This is a genomic window from Streptomyces sp. NBC_01428, assembly GCF_036231965.1.
Classification (GTDB): Bacteria; Actinomycetota; Actinomycetes; order Streptomycetales; family Streptomycetaceae; genus Streptomyces.
Window position 1 is genome coordinate 6,159,629 of the sequence record NZ_CP109499.1, and the last position, 26,122, is coordinate 6,185,750.

Consider the following 26,122-nt stretch of genomic DNA (forward strand, 5'->3'; position numbering starts at 1 on the left):
CCACCGCAGCGGACCGGCCGGTGCACCGAAGGGGGAGGCAGACGTGACGGAGGACGTCCTCGGGACCGGGACCCAACGGCGCAGGGAACTGCGCGAGTTCCTGATGAGCCGCAGGGCGCGGATCTCACCCGCCGAGGCCGGGCTCCCGGACGGCGGCGCCCGCCGCCGCACACCGGGACTGCGCCGTGAGGAGGTCGCCGTCCTCGCGGGCGTCGGCGCCTCCTGGTACCAGTGGCTGGAGCAGGGGCGGGACATCTCCGTGTCGCCGCAGGTCCTCGACGCGGTCGCCCGGGTGCTGCGGCTCAGCAACACCGAGCGCCGCCACCTGTACACGCTGGCCGGACTGAACCCGCCCGCGCCCGAAGTCGCCCCCGCCGACCGGGACATGTGCGACGGGCTGCGCCGGCTGATCGACACGTGGATGCCGTACCCGGCGCACATCATGGACCCGTACTACAACTGCGTGATGTACAACGACGCGGCCTCGGTGGTCCTCGGCATGCGGCCGGAGAACACCCAGAACTGCATCGTCGACTTCTTCACCGACCCGCTCTACCGCGGCCGTTCCCGCACCTGGGAGCGGAACGCGCGGACCGTCGTCGCCCAGTTCCGCGCCTCCTGCGCCGCCGCGCCGGACGACGAGGGCTTCCACGAGGTGCTGGCCCGACTGACCGAGGTGAGCGAGGAGTTCGCGCGGCTGTGGGAGGAGCGGGACATCGAGGACGCCGGCCAGATCCGCAAGGAGCTCGACCATCCGCTGGTCGGGCTGCTCGCCGTCGAGTCGACCGCGATGAAGGTGCCGGTCCGTCCCGACCTCACGATCGTGCTGCACACCCCGCTGCCGGAGGCGAACACGGCGGCGAAGCTGGAGTGGCTGGCGTCGCCGGAGGGCCGGCGGGGGTCGATGTACCCGGTGGCCGGCTGACCGGTGGCCGGCGGTGCTCCGCAGTGGGCGGCGGTGATCCGCCGCGTCCGCCGACCCGTCGGCGGGGGCCCGCTCCGGCACTTCGTATGCTCTGGTCATGACCGACAGCAACGCGCTCGACCCCGAGGACCGCAAGATCGTCACCCTGGCCCGCTCCGCGCGGGCCCGCAACGGCGTGCCCGAGGGGGCGGCCGTACGGGACGAGACCGGGCGGACGTACGTCGCCGGGACCGTGGACCTGCCCTCGCTGCGGCTGAGCGCCCTGCAGACGGCCGTCGCGATGGCCGTGGCGTCCGGGGCGAAGTCGCTGGAGGCGGCGGCCGTGGTCTCCGAGGCGGACGCCCTCACCGACACGGACCGCGCGGCCGTGTCCGACCTCGGCGGCCCCGGCACGCCGGTGCTGCTGGCGGGGCTCGACGGCGCCGTCCGCCTGACGGTCACCGCCGGCTGAACCCGGGCCCGCGCCGGACCCGGGGGTCGCGGCGGGGACGTCGGCGACCGCTCAGAAGCCGAGCTTGCGGAGCTGGCGCGGGTCCCGCTGCCAGTCCTTGGCGACCTTCACGTGCAGGTCGAGGAAGACCGGAGTGCCGAGGAGCGCCTCGATCTGCTTGCGGGACTTGATGCCGACGTCCTTCAGCCGCTTGCCCTTCGGGCCGATGACGATGCCCTTCTGGCTGGGCCGCTCGATGTAGACGAAGGCGTGGATGTCCAGGAGCGGCCGGTCGGCGGGCCGGTCCTCGCGCGGCAGCATCTCCTCGACCACGACGGCGATGGAGTGCGGGAGTTCGTCGCGCACGCCCTCCAGGGCGGCCTCGCGGATCAGCTCCGCGATCATGACCTGCTCGGGCTCGTCCGTCAGGTCGCCCTCGGGGTAGAGCGCGGGCCCCTCCGGCAGCAGCGGGACGATCAGGTCGGCCAGCAGACCCACCTGCTGGTCGGCGACCGCCGACACCGGGACGATCTCCGCCCATTCGAATCCCAGCTCGCGCCCGAGCTGGTCGATCGCGATGAGCTGCTCGGCGAGCGTCTTGCTGTCGACGAGGTCGGTCTTCGTGACGATCGCGATCTTCGGCGTCTTCTTGATCGACGCGAGTTCCTTCGCGATGAAACGGTCACCCGGGCCGAGCTTCTCGTTCGCCGGCAGGCAGAAGCCGATCACGTCGACCTCGGCCCAGGTCGTGCGGACGATGTCGTTGAGCCGCTCGCCCAGCAGGGTGCGGGGTTTGTGCAGGCCAGGGGTGTCGACCAGGATCAGCTGCGCGTCGGGCCGGTGCACGATGCCGCGCACCGTGTGCCGGGTGGTCTGCGGCTGGTCCGCGGTGATCGCCACCTTCTGGCCGACCAGAGCGTTCGTGAGGGTGGACTTGCCCGCGTTGGGGCGGCCCACGAAGCAGGCGAAGCCGGCGCGGTGGGGTCCCACGGCCTCGGGGGCGCGCGAGGTGCCCTCGCCCTCGGACGGCTCGGATGACTGGTTGCGAACGCTCATGGCGCCCATTGTCCCTGATCGTCGGGGGCCCGCCGTACCAAGTTGTTCGAGTCGCCGGAACCGGGTCCCCGGGCCGCCGGGTGAACACCGGCGGGGATCTTACGGAGCGGGGCCGCAGCGCCTACGATCACCGGCCATGAAGCTCATCACCGCGATCGTCAAGCCCTACCGGCTCGACGAGGTCAAGACCGCACTCCAGGAGATCGGCGTGCACGGCCTGACCGTCACCGAGGCCAGCGGATACGGGCGCCAGCGCGGCCACACCGAGGTGTACCGCGGCGCCGAGTACCAGGTCGACCTCGTCCCCAAGGTGCGGATCGAGGTCGTCGTCGAGGACGCGGACGCCGACGCGGTCGTGGACACCGTGGTCAAGGCCGCGCGGACCGGGAAGATCGGCGACGGCAAGGTGTGGACCGTCCCGGTGGAGACGGTGGTGCGGGTCCGCACGGACGAGCGCGGCCCCGACGCGCTCTGACTCCCACCGCCACCGCCGGTGACCGCCACCGCTCGGGTCACCTCGTCCCGGCGGCCGGGGTCATGTTCTGCAGGCCCACCACGCGCAGCAGCTGCAGACGCTCGTGGGACGCGGTGCCGGGGCGGGCCGTGTGGACGAGGAGGAGCTGGTTGGCTTCGGAGCTGAGCAGGAACTCGCAGTCGAGTTCCAGCATGCCGACGATCGGATGCAGGAACCGCTTCGTCGCCGCGCGCCGCACCGCGACCTCGTGCGTCTCCCACAGCTCGGCGAACTCCGCGCTCGTGGCGAGGAGTTCGGCCACCAGCGCGGCGGGCACCGGATCGGCGGGGCGGGCCGCGGTGACCGCGCGCAGGTTGGCGACGTGCGAGCGGGCGTGCTCGGCGCGGTCCTCGGCCGGGAACAGGGCCTCGGACCGCGGGGCGGTGAAGAACCGCCGGACGACGTTGCGCCCCGGCTCCATCTCTCCCGACAGAGCGGCCGAGAGGGCGTTCTGCGCGAGGACGTCGCCGTAGTCGGTCATGACCATCGCGGGCGCGTCGTGCAGCCGGTCGAGGATCAGCAGCAGCCCGGGACGCACGTGCGTCGACGCGCCGGCCGCCCGCGGCGGCTCCTCGCCCACCAGGTGGAACAGATGGTCGCGCTCGTCCCCGGAGAGCCGCAGCGCCCGCGCCAGCGCGCCGAGCATCTGGCGGGAGGGGCGCGGACCACGTGACTGTTCGAGACGGGTGTAGTAGTCCACCGACATGCCCGCCAGGGCCGCCACCTCCTCACGGCGCAGCCCCGGGGTTCGGCGCCGCGATCCGGCCGTGAGCCCCACGTCGGCGGGGTCCAGACGGGCACGGCCGCGGCGTAGGAAGTCGGCGAGTTCGGCTCGGTTCACCCCTCCAGCGTGACCCGGACCGCCGGACTTATCCAGGCACCGCCACTCCCTGGATCAGGAGGTCTCTCCCGCCCGGGCCCGCACCGGGGGACGGTGGAGGCCGACGAGAGGAGCACGACATGCTGACACTGGTGACCGGAACGACGGGCGAGGTCGGACGCCGCTTCGTCCCCCGCCTCCTGGGACAGGCCCCCGCGGGGGACCGGGTCCGGGTCCTGGTCCGCGACGAGACCCGCGCGACGGCCCTCGCCGACCTCGGCGCAGAGATCGCCGTCGGCGACCTGCGTGACGCCGACACCCTCGGCAAGGCCCTCGCCGGCGTCGACGCGGTGGTGAACATCGCGGCCGCCTTCCGGGGCGTGCCGGACGAGGAGGCGTGGGCGGTGAACCGCGACGCCGCCCTGGAGCTGGGCCGCGCCGCCGAGGCCTCCGGGGTGGCACGGTTCGTGCAGGTCAGCACGAACCTGGTGTACGGGACGGGCCGTGGCCGACCGCTCACCGAGGACGACGCGAGCATGCCCGGCGGAGAGATGTGGGGCGCCTACCCGGCGTCCAAGGCGGAGGCCGAGCGCGGCCTGCTCGCCCTGGAGGGCGGCATGGACGTGCGGATCGGGCGGCTCGCGTTCGTCTACGGGGAGGGCGACCCGCACCTCGCCGCCGTGATGCGCTGGGCCGGGAACTGGGCCGCCGGACAGCGCCTGCAAATGGTCCACCACGCGGACGTCGCCCAGGGCCTGCGCCGCATCCTGTACGCCCCCGGCGCGGCGGGCCGGATCTACAACATCGCCGACGACGCCCCCGTCACGACCGTCGACCTGCACCGGATCAACGGCGTCGAGGTGCCGCCCGCCCTGTACGAGCTCACCGACTCCGACCCGTGGCACGGGATCGTCTCCACCGACCGCATCCGCCACGAGCTGGGCTTCCGCCCGATCCACCCCACCGTGTGGAGCGCCCGCGACGCCGGCGCCCTGTGACCGGACCGGAGTTCCCGCCGGCACCTTCTCCCCCCCCCGGGTCCCTCCTCAGTCCACCCCCTTGATCCGCCCGACCAGCACCGCTCCCGCGAGACCGATCACCGCCGCGACCGCGTACAGCACCCGGTAGCCGCCCAGATACGTCACGACCGGCGCCGCCAGGGCGGGGGCGGCGACCTGGGGGAGGGCGTTGGCGATGTTGATGACGCCGAGGTCCTTGCCGCGGTCGAGCGCCGTCGGCAGGACGTCCGTCATCAGGGCGAAGTCGACGGAGGTGAACACGCCGAAGCCGACACCGAGGACGGCCGCCGCGACGATCGCGCCGGGCCAGGTCTGCCACCCCGCCAGCGCCGCGGTGGCCACCGCCATCAGGACGCCGGACCAGACCACGAACGGTTTGCGGCGGCCCACCCGGTCCGACCACACCCCGCCGACCACGACGGTGGCGAGCAGCGTGACGCCGTTCACCGCGGTGAGGATCAGGACGCCCTGCTCGGGATCGTCGTGGTGCAGCCGGTCGCGCAGGTAGTAGAGGAGATACAGCAGCACGAGGGCGTTGCTGAGGTTGATGAGGAAGCGGGTCAGCCACGCCCACGCCAGGTCGGGGTGGCGGCGCGGGCTCAGCCGGAAGGAGCCGAGGAAGGCCCGCGGGGACCAGTCGGGCCGGTCCGCCGCGGGCAGCCGCAGGTCCTCGTACCGCAGCACGTACGGCAGGACGCCCACCAGCGTGAACACCGCACAGGCCGCGTAGCCGCCGCCGGTGCCTCCCGCCGCCGTCGCCAGCGCGGTGCCGCCGACCACGCCGAGGATCTGCGCGGCGCCCAGCCAGCCGCCCACCGAGCCCCGCTGGGACCTGGGCACCCGGTCGGGGACGGCGGCCGTGACCGCGGCGAACGCGGCGTTCAGGGTGAGCTGGACCAGGCACCAGCCCGCCGCCGCCGTCCACGGACCGTCGGCCCGCCCCAGGAGCAGCAGGGACAGCGCGCCGCCGGCCGCTCCGGCCACGATCCACGGCGTGCGGCGGCCCCGGCGTGAGGTCGTCCGGTCAGAGAGCGCGCCGAACAGCGGGTTGGCGATCAGCGAGACGACCGCGCCGGCCCCCGTGATCCAGGCCAGCAGCGTCTCCTTGGACATGCCGGTGCCGGGCGCGAAGTCCTCCGCCTGCGCGGCGAGGAGGATCTGCAGAGGCCCGTACCAGCCCACCCAGATCGCCCCGTTGGCGAGGGAGAGCGCCGACGTCCAGCCCCGGCCCACCCGTTCGACGGGCTCGGCGAGCGCCCCGGCGGGCACGGCCGGTCCGGTCGCGGTCATCTCTGTGCCCGCAGCACGTCCCGCAGCCATCGGTAGGAGGCCTTGGGCGTTCGCTCCAGGGTGTCGAAGTCGACGTGGACGAGACCGAAGCGGCGCGCGTACCCCTCCGCCCACTCGAAGTTGTCCAGAAGCGACCAAACGAAGTAGCCGCGGACGTCGACGCCCTGCTCCGACGCCCGGTGCAGCGCGCGGACATGACCGTCCAGGAAGGTGATCCGTTCCTGGTCGTCGATGCCGTCGTAGGAGCAGCCGTTCTCGGTGATGACGACGGGCGGGAGCCGCTGTCCGTAGCGCTCGCGGAAGCCCGTGAGCAGTTCGGTGAGCGCCTCGGGCACCACCGGCCAGCCGAAGTCGGTCACCGGGTACCCCTCCAGCTCGTGGACGGTGAAGGGCAGGTCGGCGGGCAGGCGGAGTCCGCCGAACTCGATCTCGGTTCCCTCGGGGGCGCCCACCCGGGTCGGCTGGTAGTAGTTGATCCCGTACCAGTCGAGGGGCTCGCCGATGATCTTCAGGTCGGCCTCGACGTCGCCGGGCATCAGCGTCTCGACGCCCTCGGGATAGCGGCCGAGCAGGACCGGGTCGGCGAACAGGCGGTTGAGCAGCAGGTCGTAGAAGTCGGCCGCCGCCACGTCCTCTGCGCGGGAGGAGGCGGCCCAGGTCGGGCCGTGCGAGTTGGCGATGCCGATGTCTCCCGCGCCGGCCGCGCGCAGCGCCCGGACGGCGAGACCGTGCGCGAGGAGCTGGTGGTGGGCCACCGGCAGCGCGTCGAACAGGAGCCGCTCGCCGGGGGCGTGCGCGCCGAGCGCGTGGCCCAGCAGGGTGTGTTCGGCGGGCTCGTTGAGGGTGATCCACTTCGTGACGCGGTCACCGAGCCGTCCGGCGACCGTTCCCGCGTACGCGGCGAACCGCTCGGCGGTGTCCCGGTCCCGCCAGTCGAGCTCCGCCGGCAGGTCCCAGTGGAACAGGGTGGGGACGGGCCGGACACCCGCCGCGCACAGGGCGTCGACGAGACGGTCGTAGAAGTCGAGGCCGCCGGGGGAGTTCACCCGGGGCCAGGACACCGAGAAGCGGTACGCGTCCACGCCCAGACCCGCGAGGAGCTCCACGTCCTCGGGGTAGCGGTGGTAGTGGTCGCAGGCCACCGCGGCCGTGGAGCCGTCCTTGACGCGGCCGGGTTCGGCGGTGAAGGCGTCCCACACCGACGGGGCGCGCTCACCGACGGCCCCCTCGATCTGGTGGGCCGAGGTGGACACGCCCCAGAGGAAGCCGGGCGGGAACTGCGGGAGGGGGTTCGTCGCCATGCGCGCGATCATCCGTACCCCGGGTAACGGAAGTCAACGGTGCGGCGAGGACCGGACGTTGACACCCCCGCCGGCCCCGCCCGTCGCACCCCTTGGCTAGGCGCCCTCCTTGAGCACCCGGGAGATCAGCTCGCGCTGGTCCTCCGTGAGGCTCGGGTCGGCCGCGTGGACCGTCGTGCCGTCCACCGTGATCCGGTAGCCGAAGCCGTCCGGGACACCGGGCGGGGGAGTGTCCCGCCCGGCGGCGAGCGTCCGCTCGGCCAGGGCGTGCCAGTCGGCCGCGTCGGGCCGTCCCGAGGTGTCCACCTCCGCACGGCGCTCGATGCCCGCGAACCCGCCCGTACGCCTCACCGAAATACGCATGGCCCCTGTCTAGCCGACACGGCCGCCCGCGGCCACGGCCCCGACGCGGAACGGCACCCGCTACGTGGCCGGAACCCCCACCTGCTCCCAGGCCTTGACGACCGCCTGGAGCTCCTCCCCGTCGTTGTACCGGGAGCGCGCCGCGGCCAGCGTGAGCCGCGCGAAGTCCGAGAACAGGGCCTGCTGCGGCAGCTCCCCGCCGGTCAGGACGTCGTACCAGATCTGCCCGGCCCGCTCCCACGCGTGCCCGCCGAGTGCCTCGGCGACGAGGTAGAAGGCGTGGTTGGGGATGCCCGAGTTGATGTGGACGCCGCCGTTGTCACGGCCGGTGCGGACATAGCCGTCCATCGTGCCGGGCTGCGGGTCCTTGCCGAGCACGTCGTCGTCGTACGCGCTGCCCGGCTCCTTCATGGACCGCAGGGCGGAGCCGGTGACCCGCGGGGCGAGGAGCCCGGCGCCGATCAGCCAGTCGGCCTCGGCGGCGCTCTGGCCGAGCGTGTACTGCTTGATCAGTGACCCGAAGACGTCCGACATCGACTCGTTCAGCGCGCCCGGCTGGCCGAAGTACGTGAGGTTCGCCGTGTACTGGGTGACGCCGTGGGTCAGCTCGTGCCCGATGACGTCGACCGGGATGGTGAAGTCGAGGAAGATCTCGCCGTCCCCGTCGCCGAACACCATCTGCTCGCCGTTCCAGAAGGCGTTGTTGTAGTCGTTGTCGAAGTGCACGGTGGCGTCGAGCGGCAGGCCGTCGCCGTTGATCGAGGAGCGCTGGTAGGCGTTCAGGTACAGCTCGAAGGTGGCGCCGAGGCCGGCGTACGCCCGGTTGACGGTGGCGTCCTTGCCAGGCTCCTCGCCCTCGCCGCGGACCCGGGTGCCCGGCAGGTCCTGCCCGTGGCGTGCGTCGTAGATCGTGCGGTGCGGCTGCCCGCCCGCCGCGTCCGGCGGCGCGGCGACGGAGGGCGCGCCGAGGACGGTGGTCAGCCGCCGGTGGGTGCGCTCGTACGCGTCCCGCTCCAGGGTCTGGCGGGCGGGACCGGCGAGCGCGGGGTCCTCGCTGCTCGCGAGCCGGTCGAGGACGTGGGGCGGCACGATGGTGCAGAAGACGGGCTCGAAGCCCCCGTTGGTGGTCATGCCCGGCACCCTTGCACTGAGTTATGCCACTGTCACTACCTGCAACCATGATTGGTGAAATGCGGCGAAAGGGAGCCGGACCGTCCGCTCGGAAGTGGCATGACGCACGTTTTGTCCTCTTCGCCACCCGTGATCCCGCATACTGATACGGCCCCCCGAGACCAGCGCGACTCGGCTAGGCTGCGGAGCATCATGCGTTTCGGGCTGCTTCTCCTTAGCTGCCGCGGCGAGGGCCTGTAGTCGAGGCCGACCCCCTCCCCGCGGAGTCTGGCGTTGCGCCGTCGGCCGTCCTTTCGGACATCCTGAGGAGCCCACGCATCATGGCGAACAGCCACAGCAGCGAGCAGACCCGCGCCAACCGCCAGCGTCCCACGTCGATGCCGGTCCACAAGTACGGCCAGTACGACCAGGTCGACATCCCCGACCGGAACTGGCCGAACAACCGGATCACCGTCGCCCCCCGCTGGCTCTCCACCGACCTGCGTGACGGCAACCAGGCCCTGATCGACCCCATGTCGCCCGCGCGCAAGCGCGAGATGTTCGACCTGCTGGTGAAGATGGGCTACAAGGAGATCGAGGTCGGCTTCCCGGCGTCGGGCCAGACGGACTTCGACTTCGTCCGCTCGATCATCGAGGACGAGACGGCGATCCCCGACGACGTGACGATCTCCGTACTGACCCAGGCCCGCGAGGACCTGATCGAGCGGACCGTCGAGTCGCTGAAGGGCGCCCGGCGCGCCAACGTCCACCTGTACAACGCGACCGCCCCGGTCTTCCGCCGCGTCGTCTTCCGCGGCTCGAAGGACGACATCAAGCAGATCGCGGTCGATGGCACCCGCCTGGTCGTCGAGTACGCGGAGAAGCTGCTGGGCCCCGAGACCGAGTTCGGCTACCAGTACAGCCCCGAGATCTTCACCGACACCGAGCTGGACTTCGCCCTGGAGGTCTGCGAGGCGGTCATGGACGTCTGGCAGCCCGGCCCGGGCCGCGAGATCATCCTCAACCTGCCCGCCACCGTGGAGCGTTCCACCCCCTCCACGCACGCGGACCGCTTCGAGTGGATGGGCCGCAACCTGTCCCGCCGCGAGCACGTCTGCCTGTCGATCCACCCCCACAACGACCGCGGCACCGCCGTCGCCGCCGCCGAACTGGCCCTGATGGCCGGCGCCGACCGCGTCGAGGGCTGCCTGTTCGGCCAGGGCGAGCGCACCGGCAACGTCGACCTGGTCACCCTGGGCATGAACCTGTTCTCGCAGGGCGTCGACCCGCAGATCGACTTCTCCGACATCGACGAGATCCGCCGTACGTGGGAGTACTGCAACCAGATGGACGTCCACGCCCGTCACCCGTACGTCGGCGACCTCGTCTACACCTCCTTCTCCGGCTCCCACCAGGACGCCATCAAGAAGGGCTTCGACGCCATGGAGGCCGACGCCGCCGCCAAGGGCGTCACCGTCGACGACATCGAGTGGGCCGTGCCGTACCTGCCCATCGACCCCAAGGACGTCGGCCGCTCCTACGAGGCCGTCATCCGCGTCAACTCGCAGTCCGGCAAGGGCGGTATCGCGTACGTCCTGAAGAACGACCACAAGCTGGACCTGCCGCGCCGTATGCAGATCGAGTTCTCGAAGCTCATCCAGCAGAAGACGGACGCCGAGGGCGGCGAGGTCACCCCGAAGGACATCTGGGCGACCTTCCAGGACGAGTACCTGCCCAACCCCGCGAACCCGTGGGGCCGCGTCCAGGTCAGGACCGGCCAGTCCACCACGGACAAGGACGGCGTGGACGCCCTCACCGTCGAGGCCACCGTCGACGGCGCGGACACCGTCCTGAGCGGTACCGGCAACGGCCCGATCTCCGCGTTCTTCGACGCCCTGCAGTCCATCGGCATCGACGTACGCCTGCTGGACTACCAGGAGCACACGATGAGCGAGGGCGCCTCCGCCCAGGCCGCCTCGTACATCGAATGCGCGATCGGCGACAAGGTTCTGTGGGGAATCGGCATCGACGCGAATACGACACGCGCCTCGCTGAAGGCCGTCGTCTCCGCCGTCAACCGCGCCGCCCGCTGACCCGTTCCACCTGCGTCTTTCCGGCCCCGTCCGCCTTCCGAGGCGGGCGGGGCCGCCGTCGTGTACCGGCCAAACCGCACCGGGGTCACGGACGGGTCTCGTCCGGGGTACTGACGGCGCCTCGACAATGTGGCTAACATCACGCCAGCGCGGCGATGTTGCCGTGGGGGTACCTCCCACGCCTTTAAGGCTGTGGGGGAGTTACGGAGGTGTGCGACGTGCTGCCAGGATGGGGACGAAACGGTCGCTCGGTTCAGGTTCCCCGCATCCTGGGCACCCGTACGGCGTGGAGCACCGTCGGCGACGGCGAGTTCTTCTGCCCCGGCTGCGGGGGCGACCGCAACTACCAGCGGCTCACCGGACGCCGCCGCTTCACCCTCCTCGGCGTCCCCGTGCTGCCGCGCGGCGAGACCGGACCCGTCGTCGAGTGCGCCGCCTGCCACCGCCACTACGGTGCGGACGTCCTCGACCACCCCACCACCACCCGCTTCTCCGCGATGCTCCGCGACGCCGTCCACACCGTCGCCCTCGCCGTCCTCGCCGCCGGCGGCACCTGCGCCCGTACGTCGCTGGAGACCGCGGCGTCCGCCGTGCGCTCGGCCGGCTTCGACGACTGCACCGAGGACCAGCTCGGCGCGCTCGTCGAGGCACTCGCCGCCGACACCGGCCGCCTCTTCGGCGAGCCCTGCGGCGCGAGCCTGGCCATAGAGCTCCACGAGGCACTGGACCCGCTGGCCCCGCATCTCGCCCCCACCGGCCGCGAGGCGATCCTCCTCCAGGGCGCCCGCATCGCCCTGGCCGACGGCCCCTACACGCCCGCCGAGCGGGACGCCCTCGCCACCGTCGGCGCGGCCCTCACGATCTGCTCGGACGACGTCACCCGCCTCCTCGCGACGGCCCGCACCCCGTCCTGACCGTCCTGCCGCCTGACCGTTCCGACGCCTGACTGTCCTGACGTCCTGCCCGTGCCGACGTCCTGACCCTTCCGGCTGACCCTTCCGGGACGCCACCTCCGTCGCCCGCCCCGTCACCCGGCTCCGCGCCCCCGCTCGCCGCCTCAGCCGGCGCCGTCCGCGCGCGTCCGCCGCGACATCGGAGTGAACCGACACCCCGTCAGAGTGCCCTCGCCCCACAGGTATTGCTGTGCTCCACGACGCCCACTAGCTTCTCTCAGGACATCCCACGTCCCATGTCCGACGTGGTCCGCGCAGTCCGCGAAGTCCAGGGAGTGCCATGACCGTCACGACCCGCATGGCCGCGTTCGCCAGTGCCGCAGGACTCCTCACCGCCCTCGCCGCCACCGGCGGCACCGCCTCCGCCGCGCCCCTGCACGGCCGGCAGTGCACCTCCTCCGTCCCGTACACCGCGGGCCGCGACGGCTACGACACGTACCGCATCCCCGCGACCGTCACGACCCGCGCCGGCACCCTGCTGGCCTTCGCCGAGGGCCGGCACAGCGGTGCCGGCGACACCGGCGACATCGACGTCGTCCTCAGACGCTCCCCGGACGGAGGCTGCACCTGGGGCCCGCTCCAGGTCGTCACCTCCGGCGACGGCGACACCCGCGGCAACCCGGCCCCCGTCGTCGACCCCCGCAGCGGCCGCGTCGTCCTGCTCACCTCCTACAACAGCGGCGCCGTGAGCGAGGCGCAGATCATGCGCGGCGAGGTCACCGCGGACCAGAGCCGCCGCGTCTTCGTCCAGAGCAGCCGCGACGACGGCCGCCACTTCACGGCTCCGCGCGACGTCACCGCCGCCACCAAGCTGCCCGACTGGCGCTGGTACGCCACCGGACCCGGCCACGCGATCGCCCTGCGCCACGGCCCGCACGCCGGACGCCTCGTCGTCCCCGCCAACCACTCCGCCGCCCCGCCCGCCGGCTCCGCCGACACCGGCCAGGAGGCCAGGTACTACGGCGCCCACGCCCTCTACAGCGACGACGGCGGACTCACCTGGCACCTCGGCTTCGTCGACGACACCTACGACGGGAAGGACAACGCCAACGAGAACGCCGTCGCCGAACTCCCCGACGACAGGCTGTACTTCAGCGCCCGCGACCAGAACGGCACGAGCCCCGGCAACCGCCTCGACACCTACTCCGGTGACGGCGGCGAGACCCTCGACCGCCCCTACGCCGTCCAGCCCACCCTGAACGACGTCCCCGTCGTCCAGGGCAGCGTCCTCCAGCTCACCGGCGGACCCGCCGCGCCGCTCCTGTTCGCCGGCCCGTCCGTCCCCACCGCCCGCCGCTCCATGGCCCTGTGGCGCAGCACGACGGCGGGCGCCGGCTTCACCCGGGCGGCCACCCTGTCCGCGGACCCGGCCGCCTACTCCGACCTCGTCCAGCTCGGCCCGTCCCGCGTCGGGATCCTCTACGAGACGGGCGTCAGCGGCCCCTACGAGAGCATCACCTTCCGGCGCCTGCCCGTGAACGGCCCGACCGGATAAGGCGAACCCGGCGGCGCGGACCCGGCCCCGTACGGCCCGGACGGGACGAGGCCGGGCGGCACGGGCCGGGCGTACGGGCCGGGTCGCGCGGGCGGGGCGATACGGGCCGGGCAGCAGTGCCCGGCCCCCTACAACAGCCCCGCCCCCGCCAGGTACTTGCCCACCCGCTCGACCTCCCCCTCCGACAACGGCACCTGAGGCTCCGCCGTCGCCGGGCAGGCGATGACCCCCCGCAGGAACAGCGCGGCCTTGAACGCGCCGAGCGCCGACGAACTCCCGCCCATCCGGACGGGATCGCCGACGCCCACCATCCCGAACAGCTCGCACAGCCGCTCCTGCTCCGCCCGCGCCCCCGCCGCGTCCCCCGCCGCGCACAGGTCGTACAGCCGTACGTAGCCCGCCGGGTCGACGTTGGCCAGCCCCGGCACCACGCCGTGCGCGCCGAGGGCGAGCGCCGCGTCGACGACGACCTCCGAACCGGTGAGAGCGGTGAACCCGCCGGCACCGGGCAGATCACGGGCCCCGGTGACGACCGACCGGAACGGACCGAGGTCACCGCTGGAGTCCTTGAGACCGGCGAGGACACCCTCCGCCGCCAGAGAGAGCACCAGCTCCGGGTGCAGCTTCGTGTGCACGGAGGCCGGCAGGTCGTACGCGAACACCGGCAGCCCCGCCCCGGCCGCCACCAGCCGGAAGTGCCGGGCGATCTCGGCGGGGTGGGTCCGCGTGTAGAACGGCGCCGTCACCACGACCGCGTCCGCGCCCGCGGCCCGCGCCGCCCGCGCGTGGTCCAGGACGCGCGGCGTCGTCATGTCGATCGCACCGGCCAGCACCGGCAGCCGGCCCGCCACGTGCCCGGCCGCCGTCTCCACCACCAGCCTGCGCTGCGCGTCCGTCAGATAGGCCACCTCGGACGTCGAACCGAGCACGAACAACCCGTGCACCCCGGCGTCCATCAGATGGTCGATCAGCCGCACGAGGGACGCGACGTCCACCTCGCGGTCCGGGGTCAGGGGAGTGCAGACGGGCGGTACGACACCGGTCAGCGGGGCGGGGAAGGTCATCAAGGCTCCCTGGTGTGCTGCTGGAACGTGGCGTCGGCCAGGGCGGTGGCCGCGACGGCGGACTCGGCCTGCGCCACCAGGGCGCGTGTCGACCGGCCCTCCTCCACAGGATGGTGGCACCGGAAGCGGTGCCCCGGCACCGACGCGGCCGTGAACTCCGGCATCCCCTCCGCGCAGTGGTCGTCCGCCTTCCAGCAGCGGGTGCGGAACGGGCACCCGCTGGGCGGCCGCGTCGCCGACGGCACCGGCCCGGCCAGCGGAATCGGGTCGATCGGATCCAGCAGCCCCGGCGTCGCCGAGAACAACGCCCGCGTGTACGGGTGCCGCGACCGCTCGGTGACCTCACCGGCCGGCGACTCCTCCACCACCCGCCCCAGATACATCGTGATCACCCGGTCGCTCATCCGCCGCACCGTCTGGATGTCGTGCGACACGAACACCAGCGCCAGACCCAGGCGTTCCTTCAGATCGAGGAGCAGATTCAGGATCTGCGCCCGCACCGACACGTCCAGCGCGCTCGTCGGCTCGTCCGCCACCACCAGACCCGGATCCAGCGCCAGGGCCCGCGCGATCGCCACCCGCTGGCGCTGCCCACCCGACAACTGGCCCGGCAACGCGTCCGCGAGAGCCCGCGGCAGACCGACCAACGCCATCAACTCCCGCACCCGGTCCTCCCGTTCGGCCGGAGTCCCGCGCCGGTGCACATCCAGCGGGTCCCGCAGGATCCGCCGCACGGGCAGCCGCCGGTTCAGGGCCGTCGACGGATCCTGGAAGATCATGCCCGTGCTCGCCCCGACCGCCGTCCGCCGCGCGTCCGGCTTCAGCGACCACAGATCGTCCCCGTGGAACGTCACCGTGCCCGACGTCGGCCGCTGCACCCCCACCAGCACCTTCGCCAGCGTCGACTTCCCGCACCCCGACTCGCCGACCACCCCCACCGTCTCCCCGGGCGCCACCGCCAGATCGACACCCGTCAGCGCGTACACCCGGTCCCGGGTGAACACCCCGCCGCTGCGCGCCCGGTGCACCACATGCGTGTCCGTCAGCCGCACCAGCGGCTCCGCCCCGAAACTCGCCCGCTCCGTCACCGGCCCGCTCATCCGGAAACCCCCGGCGTCCCCTGCGCAGCGTTCACTTCACGGCCTCGCTCTCCGCGGTCACCAGGTCGACGGCCGGACGGTGACAGGCCGCCGTGTGCGTCGGCGGCCCCACCAGGACCGGCGCCGTCGACCGGCACACCTCGCCCGCCAGCGGACACCGGTCGGCGAACCGGCAGCCGGCCGGGAAGTCGGCGGGGGAGGGCACCACCCCCTTGATCTGCGTCATCCGCTCCGCCGCCGACTCAAGCGACAGCACGCTGCCCAGCAGCCCCCGCGTGTAGTGATGCGCCGGCGACTCCACCAGATCCGCCGTCACCCCCGTCTCGACGATCTGCCCGCCGTACATCACCACCACCCGGTCGGTGACCGCGGAGACCAGCGCCAGATCGTGCGACACGAGGACCAGAGCGAAGTCCAGCTCCGCCCGCAGCCGCAACAGCAGTTCCATGACCTGCGCCTGCACCGTCACGTCCAGCGCCGTCGTCGGCTCGTCGGCGACGATCAGACGCGGTTCACGGGACAGGGCCATCGCGATCAGCACCCGCTGACGCTGCCCGCCCGACAACTCGTGCGGATAACTGCGCAGGGTCCGGCCGGCGTCCAGACCGACCAGCTCCAGCAGTTCGGCCGCACCACGCCGGCCACCGCGCCGTATCACCTGCTTCAGCTGCGCCCTGATCGTCATCGCCGGGTTCAGCGACGACAGGGCGTCCTGGTAGACCATCGCCATCTCGTGGCCCAGCAGCCGGCGCCGCACCCGCATCGGTTCGCCCACCAGCTGCCGCCCGTCGAAACGGACCTGGCCGCGGACCCGGGCCCCCTTCGGCTCCAGGCCCATCACCGTCAGCGCCGTCAGCGACTTCCCGCACCCCGACTCGCCCACCAGCCCCACCACCTCACCGGGAAACACGTCGAAGCTGATCCCGTCGACGATGTCCACCCCGCCGTGCCGGCCGTCGAACCCGATCGCCAGCCGCTCGACGGCGAGGACCGGCCGCAGGGCCAGCGGCCGGGGCCGGGCCCGGGACCGCAGCCGGGCCGCGGCCTCCGCGAGGCCGGGCAGTTCGAGGACCGTGCCGCTGCCCGGCTCGGGCGCCTCCAGCCGGTCCTCGGCGGGCGGCACCGGCACCCCACGCGCCGCGGGCGCCGCCCACGCGTCGGAGACCCCCTCGGAGAGGATGTTCAGACACAGCACGGTGACCAGCATCAGCAGCCCGGGGAACACGGTCGCCCACCAGCCGCCGGTCAGCACCATGTTCTTCCCGTCGGCGATGACACTGCCCCAGGACGGGTCCGGGGGCCGCACGCCCGCGCCGATGAACGACAGCGACGCCTCGAACACGACGGCCTCGGCGACCTGCACGGTGCAGAACACCAGCACCGGCGCCGCACAGTTCACGGCCACGTGCCGCAGCACGATGTGCGGGGTACGGGCGCCGATCACCTGCTCGGCCGTCACGTAGTCCTCCCCGTACTGGTCGAGGACGTTCGCCCGGACGACCCGCGCGACCGGAGGGGTGAACAGGAACGCGATCGCGCAGATCAGCACGGTGATGCCGCCGCCGAACACGGCGACCAGCACGGCGGCCAGCGCGATGCCGGGGAACGCCATCACCACGTCCAGGCAGCGCATCAGCGTCTCGTCGACCCCCTTGCGGGACGTCGCCGCGAACGCCCCGAGGAGCGAACCCACCACGAGGGCGAGCGCGGTGGCGCCGAGACCGATCGCCAGCGACCACCGCGCCCCGTACATCAGCCGGCTCAGGATGTCCCGGCCGAGACTGTCCTGCCCCATCCAGTGGCCCGCGGACGGATGCCCCGTGCCGCCGACCGGCGGCAGCTGGTCGAGCGGGTCGTGCGGGGCGATCAGCGGCGCGAACAACGCCACCAGCACGACCACGGCCAGGAAACACACCGCGATCCGCGACAGCGCCGGCAGCCTGCGCCAGCCGCGCAGCCGGACACCGGGCCGGGCGAGGACCCCCGCCAGTTCCCTCCGCGTGAACATCAGGACGCCTCCCTCAGTCGTGGGTTGACCAGCAGGTACAGGAGGTCGATGACGAGGTTCACCACCACGAAACCGGTGGCCGTGGTCAGGACGACGCCCTGCACGACCGCCGGGTCGCCGTTCTGCACGGCGTCGATCATCAGCTTGCCCATGCCGGGCAGCGAGAAGATCGTCTCGATGACGACCGCGCCGCCCAGCAGATAGCCCACGCGCAGACCCAGCACGGTCAGCGGGTTCATCAGCGCGTTGCGCAGCACGTTGCGGCCCACCACCACCCGGGGCGGCAGCCCGCTCCCGATCGCGGTGCGCACGTAGTCCTTGTCGAGTTCCTCCACCACGGACGTCCGCACGATCCGGGTGAGCTGCGCAGCGACCGGCAGGGACAGCGCGAGCGCGGGCAGCGCCATCGTCCTCAGCCAGCCGGTGAGCGAGTCGGCGGGGTTGATGTAGCCGCCGGTCGGGAACCAGCCCCGGTCGACGGCGAGGTACTGGATCATCAGGAGCGCCAGCCAGAAGCCCGGCGCGGCGACCCCGGTCAGCGACACGACCCGGATGATCTGGTCCGGCAGCCGGTCCCGGTGGATCGCCGCCGTGACCCCGCCGAGCAGCGCCAGCACCACCGCGATGCCGAGGCCCAGGAACGTCAGCTGGAGGGTCAGCGGCAGCGCGGTGGTGACCTGCTCGACGACCGGCGCCCGGGTCAGCGCGCTGGTGCCCAGGTCGCCGTGGAGGAGGTCCCCGACGAAGTGGACGTAGCGCACGGGCAGCGGGTCGAGCAGGCCGTTCCGCTCCCGGAAGGCGTGCAGTTGTCCCGGGGTGGGGTTGGCGCCCTGGAAGAACGCGGACGCCGGGTCGACGTCCGAGAACCGCATCACCAGGAACACGAACAGGACGATCCCGAGCATCAGCGGTACGAGCAGCGCGACGCGGCGCAGCAGGATCCTGACGATGACGACCACGTGCCGACTCTCCTGTCGCCTAGACCCACTTGGCTTGCAGCAGGTTGATGCCCGGGTAGGGCTGCGGCCTTATCCCGGTGAGCCGGTGCGGGTTCCACGCGGTCATCAGCTCGTTGTGCACGACGGGGTAGAGCACGGCCTGTTCGGCGACGACGTCGATGTAGTCCTGGATCATCGTCTTCTTCCGGCCGGCGTCCGGTTCCCGGGTCGCCCGGTCCATGTCCTGGAACAGCTTCCTGGCGACCGGGTCGCCGGCCCAGCGGGCGTAGCCCATCCACAGGTTCTGCGGGCCGTAGTTGTAGTGCATGATCAGGTCGGCGTCGAGGCCGAACTGGTTGGGGTTCGAGGCGGCGGCGACCACCTGGTAGTCCTGCTTCTGGTCCATCTTGGTGAACACGGCCGTGGTCTCCTGCGGTGCCAGGGTCGTCTTCACGCCGATCGCGTCCCAGGACGCCTTGATCGTCGGCAGGCAGTCCACGATCCAGCTCACGTTCACCGCCAGGATCTCGACCTCCAGCCCCTTGACGCCGGCCTCCTTCAGAAGCCTCTTCGCCTTTTCCGGGTCGTAGGAGTAGACGGTCTTCGCGGGCCGGTAGGAGGGGTTCGCCTCGTTCAGGAACGACGTCGAGGGCCTGCCGTGCCCCTTGAGGGCGACCTCGACCATCTTCTGCGTGTCGATGGCGTGGTGCAGCGCCTGCCGGACGCGGACGTCGTCGAACGGCTTGTGCTGCGTGTTGAACATGAGGAACAGGTTGTTCATGCCGGCGCCGCCCCGCACCGTCATGCCGCCCCTGGTGAGCTGCCCGATGTTGGCGTACGGGATGTTGTCGGCGATCTGTGCTCCGGCGCTCGCCCCGGAGATCCTCGCGACGCGCGGCGCGGCGTCCACTATGGTCAGCCAGTTCATCTTCTTGAAGGCGGCCCTGCGCGGCCCGTTGTACGCGGCGAACGCCTCGAACGTCGTGTTCGACTTCGGGTGGTGTGCGGTCTGCCGGTACGGTCCCGAGCCGATCGCCTTCCCCCGGATCGCGTCGTCCCAGGCACCCGGCAGCGAGAACACGTGCCGGGGCATGATCTTCGCGAGCGTGAGCCGGGCGATCCCCTCCGGGAAGGGGAACTTGAGGACCAGCTCCACGTTCCGCGCGTCGATCTTCCGGACCTCCTTCAGCCAGCTCGCGAAGAAGCCCTTGGCCAGCGTCTGGGTCTTCGGGTCGAGGATCCGGTCGAAGACGAACACCACGTCGTCGGCGGTGACCGGCTTCCCGTCGTGGAAGGTGGCGCCCGAGCGCAGCGTGAACGTCCATGACGTGCCCGTCAGATCGGCGGGCACCCGGGTGGCGAGCGCCGCGTACGGCGCGCGGGAGATCGGGTCCGTGTCGAGGAGACCCTCGTAGATGTGGTTGTTGGCGGCCATGCAGAACGCCGACGCGGTCTGCGTCGGGTCCCAGCTGCCGTCGTTCCCGTAGCCGATCACGGCCGTCAGGGTGGCGTTCCTGCCGCTGCCCGAGTTCCCCGTGTCGTTGGTGGACTCCGGCCCGGACGAACAGGCCGCCAGCGACGAGGACAGTGCGGCGGCGGCGCCCAGGGCGCCCGTGTACTTCAGGAACGACCGGCGGTGCAGCGCCGGAGCGGTGGTCACGTCGCGCACGGTTCCTCCAGCAAGGAGTGGTCCAGTTGAGCGGTCCGGTGAAGCGGTGGAGCGGTGGAACGGCCGGTCCTCGGCGCCGCGGACCCCGGACCGGTCGGACGGCCGCCCCGGGCCCGCGCGACAGGAGATACGACGTCCTACGTCATGGGCGGCAGCGCGACCATAAAAGGGGGCGTCGAGGGGGTCAAGGGATCGCACACGAATGGCGTATCTTCCACTGGTGCGACCAATGACGGCTGGAAACAGGGGCAGTTGGCCGAACCAGGACTTTAATCAGCCCAGAGGTGGGACGTCCGATGTCCAGCGAGCGTACGATGCGGCGCATGCCTGAGGAGACCGGGAACCGGGGCCGGGCCGAGCGCCGGGTGACCAGCCAGATCCAGCGCGAGGTCATGCAGCTGATCCTCGACCGGGGGCTCCCCGCAGGCTCCCCGCTGCCCACCGAGACCGAGCTGATGAACGACCTCGGAGTGAGCCGCAACTCCGTCCGCGAGGCCCTCAAGGCCCTCCAGGCGCTCGACATAGTGGAGATCCGGCACGGCTACGGCACCTATGTCGGCGAAGCGTCCATGACCCCCCTCGTCGACGGCCTCACCTTCCGCACCCTCGCCCGCCCGGACGACCCCACCGGGGCCCTCGCCGAGATCCTCCAGGTCCGCGAGGTGCTGGAGGAGGGCCTCATGAGCCGGGTCGCCGACGTCCTCACCGAGGACGAACTCGACCGGCTCGAAACCGTCGTCACCCGGATGGAGACCGCCGCCCGCGACGGACGCTCCTTCCCCGAACTCGACAGCGAGTTCCACGAACTCCTCTACGCCTCCCTCGGCAACCCCCTCGTCCCCCAGCTCCTCAACGCCTTCTGGACCGTCTTCCGCCGCGTCGCCGCCGTCCGCGGCTGGACCGACGACATCACCCCCGAGGTCACCGCCCGCCGCCACCGCGACATCCTCACCGCCCTCCGCGCCCGCGACGTCGAGGGCGCCCGCCACGCGATGTCCGACCACTTCCGCGGCATCGAGGCACGAGCGGCCCAGGGCGCCCGCGGCGTGAGCTGACCCCCGCCGGGTCCGCCGCCCGGTCGTCGGGCGGCGGTACGGCCCGTCCGTACGGCCGCTCACGGTGCCGTGCAGGGGCGGCGGGGCCGAGGCAGCGGGGCGCCGAGACGTCGGGGCGCCGACGTCCAACAGGCCTGTCCGACAACCCCGTCGACGAGCGGACCCCCTCGTCTCCGCCGCCCCTACCCTGACCTCATGGCCGAAACCGGACCCGAACCCCAGCCTGGCACCCCGCCCGACTCCGGCGCCGCGAACGGCACGTGGGAGCCGGGTGGCGCGGGTGTCCTGTGGCTGCCCTCCGGACGCCTGGTCCGCGGGCGGGCACTGCGGCGCCCCCTCCCGGACGACGGCACCCCGCCGCCCACGTACGCCGTGTATCTCCTCGGCAAGGAGCCGCCGCCGGTGCCCTGGGAGGCCCGCTGGCTGCGATGGCCCGACTTCCGGCTCCCCGCCGACCGCGCCGAGGCCCGCGCCGTCCTGACCGACGCCTGGCGGCGGACGGCCGGCGAACGCGTCGAGATCGCCTGCGGAGGCGGCCGGGGCCGCACCGGCACCGCCCTGGCCTGCCTCGCCGTCCTCGACGGCGTCCCGCCCGCCGAAGCGGTCGCCCACGTCCGCCGCCACTACGACCGCCACGCGGTGGAGACCCCCTGGCAACGCGCCTACGTACGCCACTTCGCCCCGCAGGACCGGACCTGACCCGAACGACAGGGGCCGGGCGGCGGACCCCCGCCCCCCGCCCACCGACCGGCTGACGCGCCCCCCGGACACCCGACGGCTCAGACCGTCAGCTCCGTCAGCGCCGCCCCCGGCAGGTCCGTGGCAACGCTGTCGTGGCGGACGAACCACTCCGTGGCCATCAGCCTCCGCCGTTCCTCCGGGGAGAGTCCGGCGAGCCGGCCCGGCAGCGCGCCGCGCTCCACCTCGGAACGGTGGGCGAACACCGCCTCGATCTTCCGGTCCAGCCAGGGACCGGCCTCGACCGTCGCGGTCACCCACGCGTCCGGGACACTGAACATCGGCCTGCCCTCCCGGACCAGCAGCGGGCCCAGCTCCCGGGCGGCGGAGTCGGGATGCGTGGCCAGATAGACGGCGCCCGCCCGCCACGCCGGGCCCGCCTCCGGATAAAGCTGGTCCAGCCCGGCGGCCTGCACCGCGAGCACCGCCACCCGGTGCGTGTGCACATGGTCCGGATGGCCCGTCAGCCCGCCGTACGCGTCGTGCGTCACCACGATGTCCGGCCGGACCTCCCGGACATGCGCCACCAGCCGCCGTACCGCCTCGTCCAGCGGCGCGTCGCAGAACCGCACCGCCCCCGGCGCCGACCCCGGGAAACGCGCGTCGGCGTAGCCGAGCAGGCGGGGCGCGCCCGCGCCGAGGACGCTCAGCGCGTCGGCGAGTTCCGCCGCCCTCCGGGTGTCCTCCGCCCAGGTCGCCGTCACGACCGCCGTACGCGCTCCCGACGCCGCGTGCCGGGCCAGCACACCACCCGCCGACAAGGACTCGTCGTCCGGATGCGCGAACACCCCCAGAAGGCTCGGAAGGGTCATCGCCGGGTCGTCCTCCCCCACGGAGCGGTCGGTCACAGGGCAGTGCAGGCTACCCTTCCCCGCCCTCCGCCCGGGCCGCGTCACCCGTCCGCCGGTACCCCCGTACACCCGGCGGATCCGCCGCCCCCGCCCGCGGCCGCCGCCAACCCCCGCAACCCGCACGGCACTTGCCGCCGGCCGATCCTGCCGAGTGTAGATGCGGAGCGTCACCACCAGGATGCGAAGGGTGAAACCGGGCGGCACGGGGGAGCAGGGTGAAGGAAGAACGACCGCGGCCACCCGCACGGGACCACCCCCGGACACGGGCACCCGCACCGGCACCGCGGACACTCCGAGGCACCAGGTACGAGCACACGCACCACTCGGAGGACGACACTCGGCGCACCGCGCCGAAGAGGCGGAGGAAACCGTGAAGCAATCGCCCACGGCGCTCGCCCACGCCGACACCACGCCGCCGGTCCCGCGGACCGCCCCGCCGGCCGCGGCACCCCCGCCACCCCGCCCCGCGGTCGTCCGCGGCGGCCGCTCCACCAGAGCCGCCCGCCGCCGGCGACCGGCGGCCCCGCGATGAACCCCTCCACGCCGACCCCACCGGTCGGCTCGTACGCCGTCGACACGCACACCGGGAAGGTGGGCATGGTCACAGGACACGAAGGGCCCCGCGTCCGGCTGAGGCCGCTCGGCGGCGGCAGGGAATGGGAGTGCCCGCCCGACGCCGTCCGGCGCGCCACCGCCGCGGAGCGGATCAGCGCCGCCACCGCCTACGCCAACGCCCGCAGCCGCGGCGAGGTCCCCTGACCCCCGCCCGACCGGACCGGGACGGACAGGGCCGGGCCGACCAGCCGCGACCGTCCGGACCCGAGCCCGACTGAGCCAGCCGCGACAGCCCGGGACGCGACTGACCCGGACCCGACCGAACCCGGCCGACGGCGCCCACCTCCCGCGAGGCCCTGCCCCCGCCCGCCCCGCCCGGTGCGACCACCCGCCACTGCCGCCCCACGCCCCGAGCCGCCCGCCCGCAGTCCGCCCCAGCCCCCGGCCGGACCCCCCGAACCGGCCCCCCGCACGCAATCGAGCCCATCCGGGCCAGGACGTCGGTGCCGTAGGCGAGAATGGGCCCCATGAGTCTGTTCCGCGACGACGGCATCGTGCTGCGCACCCAGAAGCTGGGCGAGGCGGACCGGATCATCACCCTCCTCACCCGCGGTCACGGCCGCGTACGCGCGGTGGCACGCGGCGTCCGCCGCACCAAGTCCAAGTTCGGCGCCCGCCTCGAACCCTTCTCCCACGTCGACGTCCAGTTCTTCTCCCGCGGCAGCGAACTCGTCGGACGAGGCCTCCCGCTGTGCACCCAGAGCGAGACCATCGCCCCCTACGGCGGCGGCATCGTCACCGACTACGCCCGCTACACCGCCGGCACCGCCATGCTGGAGACCGCCGAACGCTTCACCGACCACGAGGGAGAACCCGCCGTCCAGCAGTACCTGCTGCTCGTCGGCGGACTGCGCACCCTCGCCCGCGCCGAACACGCGTCACACCTCGTTCTCGACGCCTTCCTGCTGCGTTCCCTCGCCGTCAACGGCTACGCCCCCAGCTTCGGCAACTGTGCCAAATGCGGCATGCCCGGACCGAACCGGTTCTTCTCGGTCGCCGCGGGAGGTTCCGTCTGCGTCGACTGCCGCGTCCCCGGCAGCGTCGTACCCTCGCCCCAGGCCCTCGAACTCCTCGGCGCCCTCCTCACGGGAGACTGGGAGACCGCGGACGCGGCCGAACCACGCCACGTCCGTGAGGGCAGCGGACTCGTGTCGGCCTACCTCCACTGGCATCTGGAACGCGGACTGCGTTCCCTGCGTTACGTGGAGAAGTAACCGGCCACCGCACCGGCACGGACAACACCGGCCACCGGCACCATCGCACCGAACACCGGCACCACCGCACGAGAGCAAGAGCAAGAGGGAGACGAGAAGCACATGGTCGTACGCGGGATCCTGGGACGCCAGCGCCGCGAGTACAAGACGCCGGAACCGCACCCCTCCGGTGCCCGCGCGCCCAAACTCCCCGGCGAACTCGTCCCCGGCCACGTCGCCGTCGTCATGGACGGCAACGGCCGCTGGGCCAAGGAACGCGGACTGCCCCGCACCGAGGGCCACCGCGTCGGCGAGGGCGTCGTCATGGACGTCCTCAAGGGCTGCATCGACCTGGGCGTGAAGAACCTCTCCCTCTACGCCTTCTCCACCGAGAACTGGAAGCGCTCCCCCGACGAGGTCCGCTTCCTCATGAACTTCAACCGCGACGTCATCCGCCGCCGCCGCGACGAGATGGACGCACTCGGCATCCGGATCCGCTGGGTCGGCCGCATGCCCAAACTGTGGAAGTCCGTCGTCCAGGAACTCCAGGTCGCCCAGGAGCAGACCAAGGACAACGACGCCATGACCCTGTACTTCTGCGTCAACTACGGAGGCCGCGCCGAACTCGCCGACGCCGCCAAGGCGATGGCCGCCGACGTCGCCGCCGGCCGCCTCGACCCCGACAAGGTCTCCGAGAAGACCATCCAGAAGTACCTGTACTACCCGGACATGCCGGACGTCGACCTGTTCCTCCGCCCCAGCGGCGAGCAGCGCACCTCCAACTACCTCATCTGGCAGTCCAGTTACGCCGAAATGGTGTTCCAGGACGTGCTGTGGCCCGACTTCGACCGCCGCGACCTGTGGCGCGCCTGCGTCGAATACGCCCAGCGCGACCGCCGCTTCGGCGGCGCCGTCCCCAACGAGGACCTCCTCGCCATGGAACAAGGCATGAGGGGCGACGGCTCCTGACACCCGCCGCCCCCCTGCCCGCGGTCCCGACCGAACCCGCACACCACGACAACGGCCCCTCACCCCGGACGGGGGAGGGGCCGTGACCGACGACGAAACTCAGCCCTTCGCCGCCGCACACTCCGCGCACTCCGCACACGTACCGAAGATCTCCACCGTGTGCGCCACGTTCACATACCCGTGCTCCGCGGCGATGGCCTCCGCCCACTTCTCCACGGCCGGACCCTCCACCTCCACCGCCTTGCCGCACACCCGGCACACCAGATGGTGATGGTGCTCCCCGGAGGAACAGCGCCGGTACACCGACTCACCCTCCGACGTCCGCAGCACATCCACCTCACCGGCGTCCGCCAGCGACTGCAACGTGCGGTAGACCGTGGTGAGCCCCACCGAGTCGCCCTTGTGCTTGAGCATGTCGTGAAGGTCCTGCGCGCTGCGGAACTCGTCGACCTCGTCCAGCGCGGCCGCCACGGCGGCACGCTGCCGGGTGGAACGGCCCCGAACGGGCGATCCAGCGGTTGTCACCGTTGCCTCCTCACGTCTGCCCTTGCCC

The 26,122-nt window shown here is 72.5% G+C and carries 25 protein-coding genes; 12 read left to right on the forward strand and 13 right to left on the reverse strand.

Translation table 11 applies throughout. The annotated features are described in order from the left end of the window. Positions 1-103: 103 nt before the first annotated feature. Entirely contained in the window at positions 104-925 is an 822-nt protein-coding gene (locus tag OG406_RS26640; RefSeq protein ID WP_164370817.1) for a helix-turn-helix transcriptional regulator, read from the forward strand. Between the two features lie 97 nt (positions 926-1,022). After that, positions 1,023-1,376 (forward strand): cytidine deaminase, encoded by a 354-nt coding sequence (locus OG406_RS26645; RefSeq protein WP_266848594.1) that lies wholly within the window; start codon positions 1,023-1,025, stop codon positions 1,374-1,376. Positions 1,377-1,427: 51 nt separating this feature from the next. Here the strand turns inward: OG406_RS26645 and era are convergent, their stop codons facing one another. After that, positions 1,428-2,420 carry a GTPase Era gene (gene era / locus OG406_RS26650; protein ID WP_203659481.1) on the reverse strand — a complete coding sequence of 331 codons (993 nt, stop codon included), beginning with the start codon at positions 2,418-2,420 and terminating at the stop codon, positions 1,428-1,430. A 127-nt stretch (positions 2,421-2,547) separates the two neighbouring features. Between era and OG406_RS26655 the strand changes: the two genes are divergently transcribed. Beyond that, positions 2,548-2,886: a P-II family nitrogen regulator gene (locus OG406_RS26655; protein ID WP_164370798.1), complete on the forward strand. Its 339-nt coding sequence runs from the start codon at positions 2,548-2,550 to the stop codon at positions 2,884-2,886. Positions 2,887-2,923: 37 nt separating this feature from the next. Here the strand turns inward: OG406_RS26655 and OG406_RS26660 are convergent, their stop codons facing one another. Further along, the gene (locus tag OG406_RS26660) at positions 2,924-3,766 is read right to left on the reverse strand and encodes a helix-turn-helix transcriptional regulator (protein ID WP_329188152.1); all 843 of its coding nucleotides are present in this window, start codon (positions 3,764-3,766) and stop codon (positions 2,924-2,926) included. 119 nt (positions 3,767-3,885) lie between these two features. Between OG406_RS26660 and OG406_RS26665 the strand changes: the two genes are divergently transcribed. Beyond that, a complete protein-coding gene (locus OG406_RS26665) occupies positions 3,886-4,743 on the forward strand; it encodes an NAD-dependent epimerase/dehydratase family protein (RefSeq protein ID WP_329188155.1) in 858 nt (285 codons plus the stop codon). Between the two features lie 48 nt (positions 4,744-4,791). Here the strand turns inward: OG406_RS26665 and OG406_RS26670 are convergent, their stop codons facing one another. The 4 genes from OG406_RS26670 to OG406_RS26685 form a co-directional block, all read right to left on the reverse strand. Further along, positions 4,792-6,054: an MFS transporter gene (locus tag OG406_RS26670; RefSeq protein WP_329188157.1), complete on the reverse strand. Its 1,263-nt coding sequence runs from the start codon at positions 6,052-6,054 to the stop codon at positions 4,792-4,794. After that, positions 6,051-7,367, reverse strand: a complete 1,317-nt coding sequence (locus OG406_RS26675) for a GH1 family beta-glucosidase (protein ID WP_164370802.1) — start codon at positions 7,365-7,367, stop codon at positions 6,051-6,053. Before OG406_RS26675 ends, OG406_RS26670 begins: the two co-directional genes overlap by 4 nt. A gap of 84 nt (positions 7,368-7,451) precedes the next feature. Then, on the reverse strand, positions 7,452-7,718 hold the full coding sequence (locus tag OG406_RS26680; RefSeq protein WP_081217194.1) for a protealysin inhibitor emfourin: 267 nt from the start codon (positions 7,716-7,718) through the stop codon (positions 7,452-7,454). 60 nt (positions 7,719-7,778) lie between these two features. Continuing rightward, the gene (locus tag OG406_RS26685; RefSeq protein WP_329188159.1) at positions 7,779-8,849 is read right to left on the reverse strand and encodes a M4 family metallopeptidase; all 1,071 of its coding nucleotides are present in this window, start codon (positions 8,847-8,849) and stop codon (positions 7,779-7,781) included. A 320-nt stretch (positions 8,850-9,169) separates the two neighbouring features. Here OG406_RS26685 and leuA point away from each other — a divergent pair, with 320 nt between their 5' ends. From leuA to OG406_RS26700, 3 genes are all read left to right on the forward strand, one after another. Further along, entirely contained in the window at positions 9,170-10,921 is a 1,752-nt protein-coding gene (gene leuA / locus OG406_RS26690; protein ID WP_164370805.1) for a 2-isopropylmalate synthase, read from the forward strand. 218 nt (positions 10,922-11,139) lie between these two features. After that, complete coding sequence (locus OG406_RS26695) at positions 11,140-11,835, forward strand: tellurite resistance TerB family protein (protein ID WP_267050758.1); 696 nt, start codon at positions 11,140-11,142, stop codon at positions 11,833-11,835. A 319-nt stretch (positions 11,836-12,154) separates the two neighbouring features. Then, positions 12,155-13,369, forward strand: coding sequence for a sialidase family protein (locus OG406_RS26700; protein ID WP_329188162.1), 1,215 nt, complete (start codon positions 12,155-12,157; stop codon positions 13,367-13,369). A gap of 128 nt (positions 13,370-13,497) precedes the next feature. Here the strand turns inward: OG406_RS26700 and OG406_RS26705 are convergent, their stop codons facing one another. From OG406_RS26705 to OG406_RS26725, 5 genes are read right to left on the reverse strand one after another with little or no spacing between them, the layout of a single operon-like run. Beyond that, a complete protein-coding gene (locus OG406_RS26705) occupies positions 13,498-14,433 on the reverse strand; it encodes a dihydrodipicolinate synthase family protein (protein ID WP_266613584.1) in 936 nt (311 codons plus the stop codon). After that, on the reverse strand, positions 14,433-15,533 hold the full coding sequence (locus tag OG406_RS26710) for an ABC transporter ATP-binding protein (protein ID WP_329188165.1): 1,101 nt from the start codon (positions 15,531-15,533) through the stop codon (positions 14,433-14,435). The genes OG406_RS26705 and OG406_RS26710 overlap by 1 nt, the downstream gene beginning before the upstream one ends. Positions 15,534-15,564: 31 nt before the next feature. Next, positions 15,565-17,541, reverse strand: coding sequence for a dipeptide/oligopeptide/nickel ABC transporter permease/ATP-binding protein (locus OG406_RS26715; protein ID WP_329188167.1), 1,977 nt, complete (start codon positions 17,539-17,541; stop codon positions 15,565-15,567). Then, positions 17,541-18,500, reverse strand: a complete 960-nt coding sequence (locus OG406_RS26720) for an ABC transporter permease (RefSeq protein ID WP_329188169.1) — start codon at positions 18,498-18,500, stop codon at positions 17,541-17,543. The genes OG406_RS26715 and OG406_RS26720 overlap by 1 nt, the downstream gene beginning before the upstream one ends. Before the next feature lie 19 nt (positions 18,501-18,519). Further along, on the reverse strand, positions 18,520-20,148 hold the full coding sequence (locus OG406_RS26725) for an ABC transporter substrate-binding protein (protein ID WP_329188171.1): 1,629 nt from the start codon (positions 20,146-20,148) through the stop codon (positions 18,520-18,522). Between the two features lie 314 nt (positions 20,149-20,462). Here OG406_RS26725 and OG406_RS26730 point away from each other — a divergent pair, with 314 nt between their 5' ends. Then, on the forward strand, positions 20,463-21,203 hold the full coding sequence (locus OG406_RS26730; protein ID WP_179165374.1) for a FadR/GntR family transcriptional regulator: 741 nt from the start codon (positions 20,463-20,465) through the stop codon (positions 21,201-21,203). A 195-nt stretch (positions 21,204-21,398) separates the two neighbouring features. Next, a complete protein-coding gene (locus tag OG406_RS26735; protein WP_329188173.1) occupies positions 21,399-21,902 on the forward strand; it encodes a protein-tyrosine phosphatase family protein in 504 nt (167 codons plus the stop codon). 80 nt (positions 21,903-21,982) lie between these two features. Here OG406_RS26735 and OG406_RS26740 read toward each other — a convergent pair whose 3' ends face one another. Next, positions 21,983-22,753, reverse strand: coding sequence for a PIG-L deacetylase family protein (locus OG406_RS26740; protein ID WP_329190983.1), 771 nt, complete (start codon positions 22,751-22,753; stop codon positions 21,983-21,985). A 567-nt stretch (positions 22,754-23,320) separates the two neighbouring features. Between OG406_RS26740 and OG406_RS26745 the strand changes: the two genes are divergently transcribed. The 3 genes from OG406_RS26745 to OG406_RS26755 all read left to right on the forward strand — a co-directional run bounded on the left by OG406_RS26745 (position 23,321) and on the right by OG406_RS26755 (position 25,569). Beyond that, on the forward strand, positions 23,321-23,551 hold the full coding sequence (locus OG406_RS26745) for a hypothetical protein (RefSeq protein ID WP_266613570.1): 231 nt from the start codon (positions 23,321-23,323) through the stop codon (positions 23,549-23,551). Between the two features lie 323 nt (positions 23,552-23,874). Beyond that, entirely contained in the window at positions 23,875-24,621 is a 747-nt protein-coding gene (recO, locus tag OG406_RS26750; RefSeq protein WP_164370848.1) for a DNA repair protein RecO, read from the forward strand. A gap of 102 nt (positions 24,622-24,723) precedes the next feature. Beyond that, a complete protein-coding gene (locus tag OG406_RS26755) occupies positions 24,724-25,569 on the forward strand; it encodes an isoprenyl transferase (RefSeq protein WP_164370847.1) in 846 nt (281 codons plus the stop codon). Positions 25,570-25,668: 99 nt separating this feature from the next. On the opposite strand, the gene OG406_RS26760 is transcribed toward OG406_RS26755, so the two are convergent. After that, a complete protein-coding gene (locus tag OG406_RS26760) occupies positions 25,669-26,094 on the reverse strand; it encodes a Fur family transcriptional regulator (protein ID WP_081217180.1) in 426 nt (141 codons plus the stop codon). Positions 26,095-26,122: the final 28 nt, after the last annotated feature.

Coding starts and splice junctions, on each gene's coding strand:
- OG406_RS26640 (WP_164370817.1), top strand. CDS start 104: ATGAGCCGCAGGGCGCGGATCTCACCCGCCGAGGCCGGGCTCCCGGAC.
- OG406_RS26645 (WP_266848594.1), top strand. CDS start 1,023: ATGACCGACAGCAACGCGCTCGACCCCGAGGACCGCAAGATCGTCACC.
- era (WP_203659481.1), bottom strand. CDS start 2,420: ATGGGCGCCATGAGCGTTCGCAACCAGTCATCCGAGCCGTCCGAGGGC.
- OG406_RS26655 (WP_164370798.1), top strand. CDS start 2,548: ATGAAGCTCATCACCGCGATCGTCAAGCCCTACCGGCTCGACGAGGTC.
- OG406_RS26665 (WP_329188155.1), top strand. CDS start 3,886: ATGCTGACACTGGTGACCGGAACGACGGGCGAGGTCGGACGCCGCTTC.
- OG406_RS26670 (WP_329188157.1), bottom strand. CDS start 6,054: ATGACCGCGACCGGACCGGCCGTGCCCGCCGGGGCGCTCGCCGAGCCC.
- OG406_RS26675 (WP_164370802.1), bottom strand. CDS start 7,367: ATGATCGCGCGCATGGCGACGAACCCCCTCCCGCAGTTCCCGCCCGGC.
- OG406_RS26680 (WP_081217194.1), bottom strand. CDS start 7,718: ATGCGTATTTCGGTGAGGCGTACGGGCGGGTTCGCGGGCATCGAGCGC.
- OG406_RS26685 (WP_329188159.1), bottom strand. CDS start 8,849: ATGACCACCAACGGGGGCTTCGAGCCCGTCTTCTGCACCATCGTGCCG.
- leuA (WP_164370805.1), top strand. CDS start 9,170: ATGGCGAACAGCCACAGCAGCGAGCAGACCCGCGCCAACCGCCAGCGT.
- OG406_RS26700 (WP_329188162.1), top strand. CDS start 12,155: ATGACCGTCACGACCCGCATGGCCGCGTTCGCCAGTGCCGCAGGACTC.
- OG406_RS26705 (WP_266613584.1), bottom strand. CDS start 14,433: ATGACCTTCCCCGCCCCGCTGACCGGTGTCGTACCGCCCGTCTGCACT.
- OG406_RS26710 (WP_329188165.1), bottom strand. CDS start 15,533: ATGAGCGGGCCGGTGACGGAGCGGGCGAGTTTCGGGGCGGAGCCGCTG.
- OG406_RS26715 (WP_329188167.1), bottom strand. CDS start 17,541: ATGTTCACGCGGAGGGAACTGGCGGGGGTCCTCGCCCGGCCCGGTGTC.
- OG406_RS26730 (WP_179165374.1), top strand. CDS start 20,463: ATGCGGCGCATGCCTGAGGAGACCGGGAACCGGGGCCGGGCCGAGCGC.
- OG406_RS26735 (WP_329188173.1), top strand. CDS start 21,399: ATGGCCGAAACCGGACCCGAACCCCAGCCTGGCACCCCGCCCGACTCC.
- OG406_RS26740 (WP_329190983.1), bottom strand. CDS start 22,753: ATGACCCTTCCGAGCCTTCTGGGGGTGTTCGCGCATCCGGACGACGAG.
- OG406_RS26745 (WP_266613570.1), top strand. CDS start 23,321: ATGAACCCCTCCACGCCGACCCCACCGGTCGGCTCGTACGCCGTCGAC.
- recO (WP_164370848.1), top strand. CDS start 23,875: ATGAGTCTGTTCCGCGACGACGGCATCGTGCTGCGCACCCAGAAGCTG.
- OG406_RS26755 (WP_164370847.1), top strand. CDS start 24,724: ATGGTCGTACGCGGGATCCTGGGACGCCAGCGCCGCGAGTACAAGACG.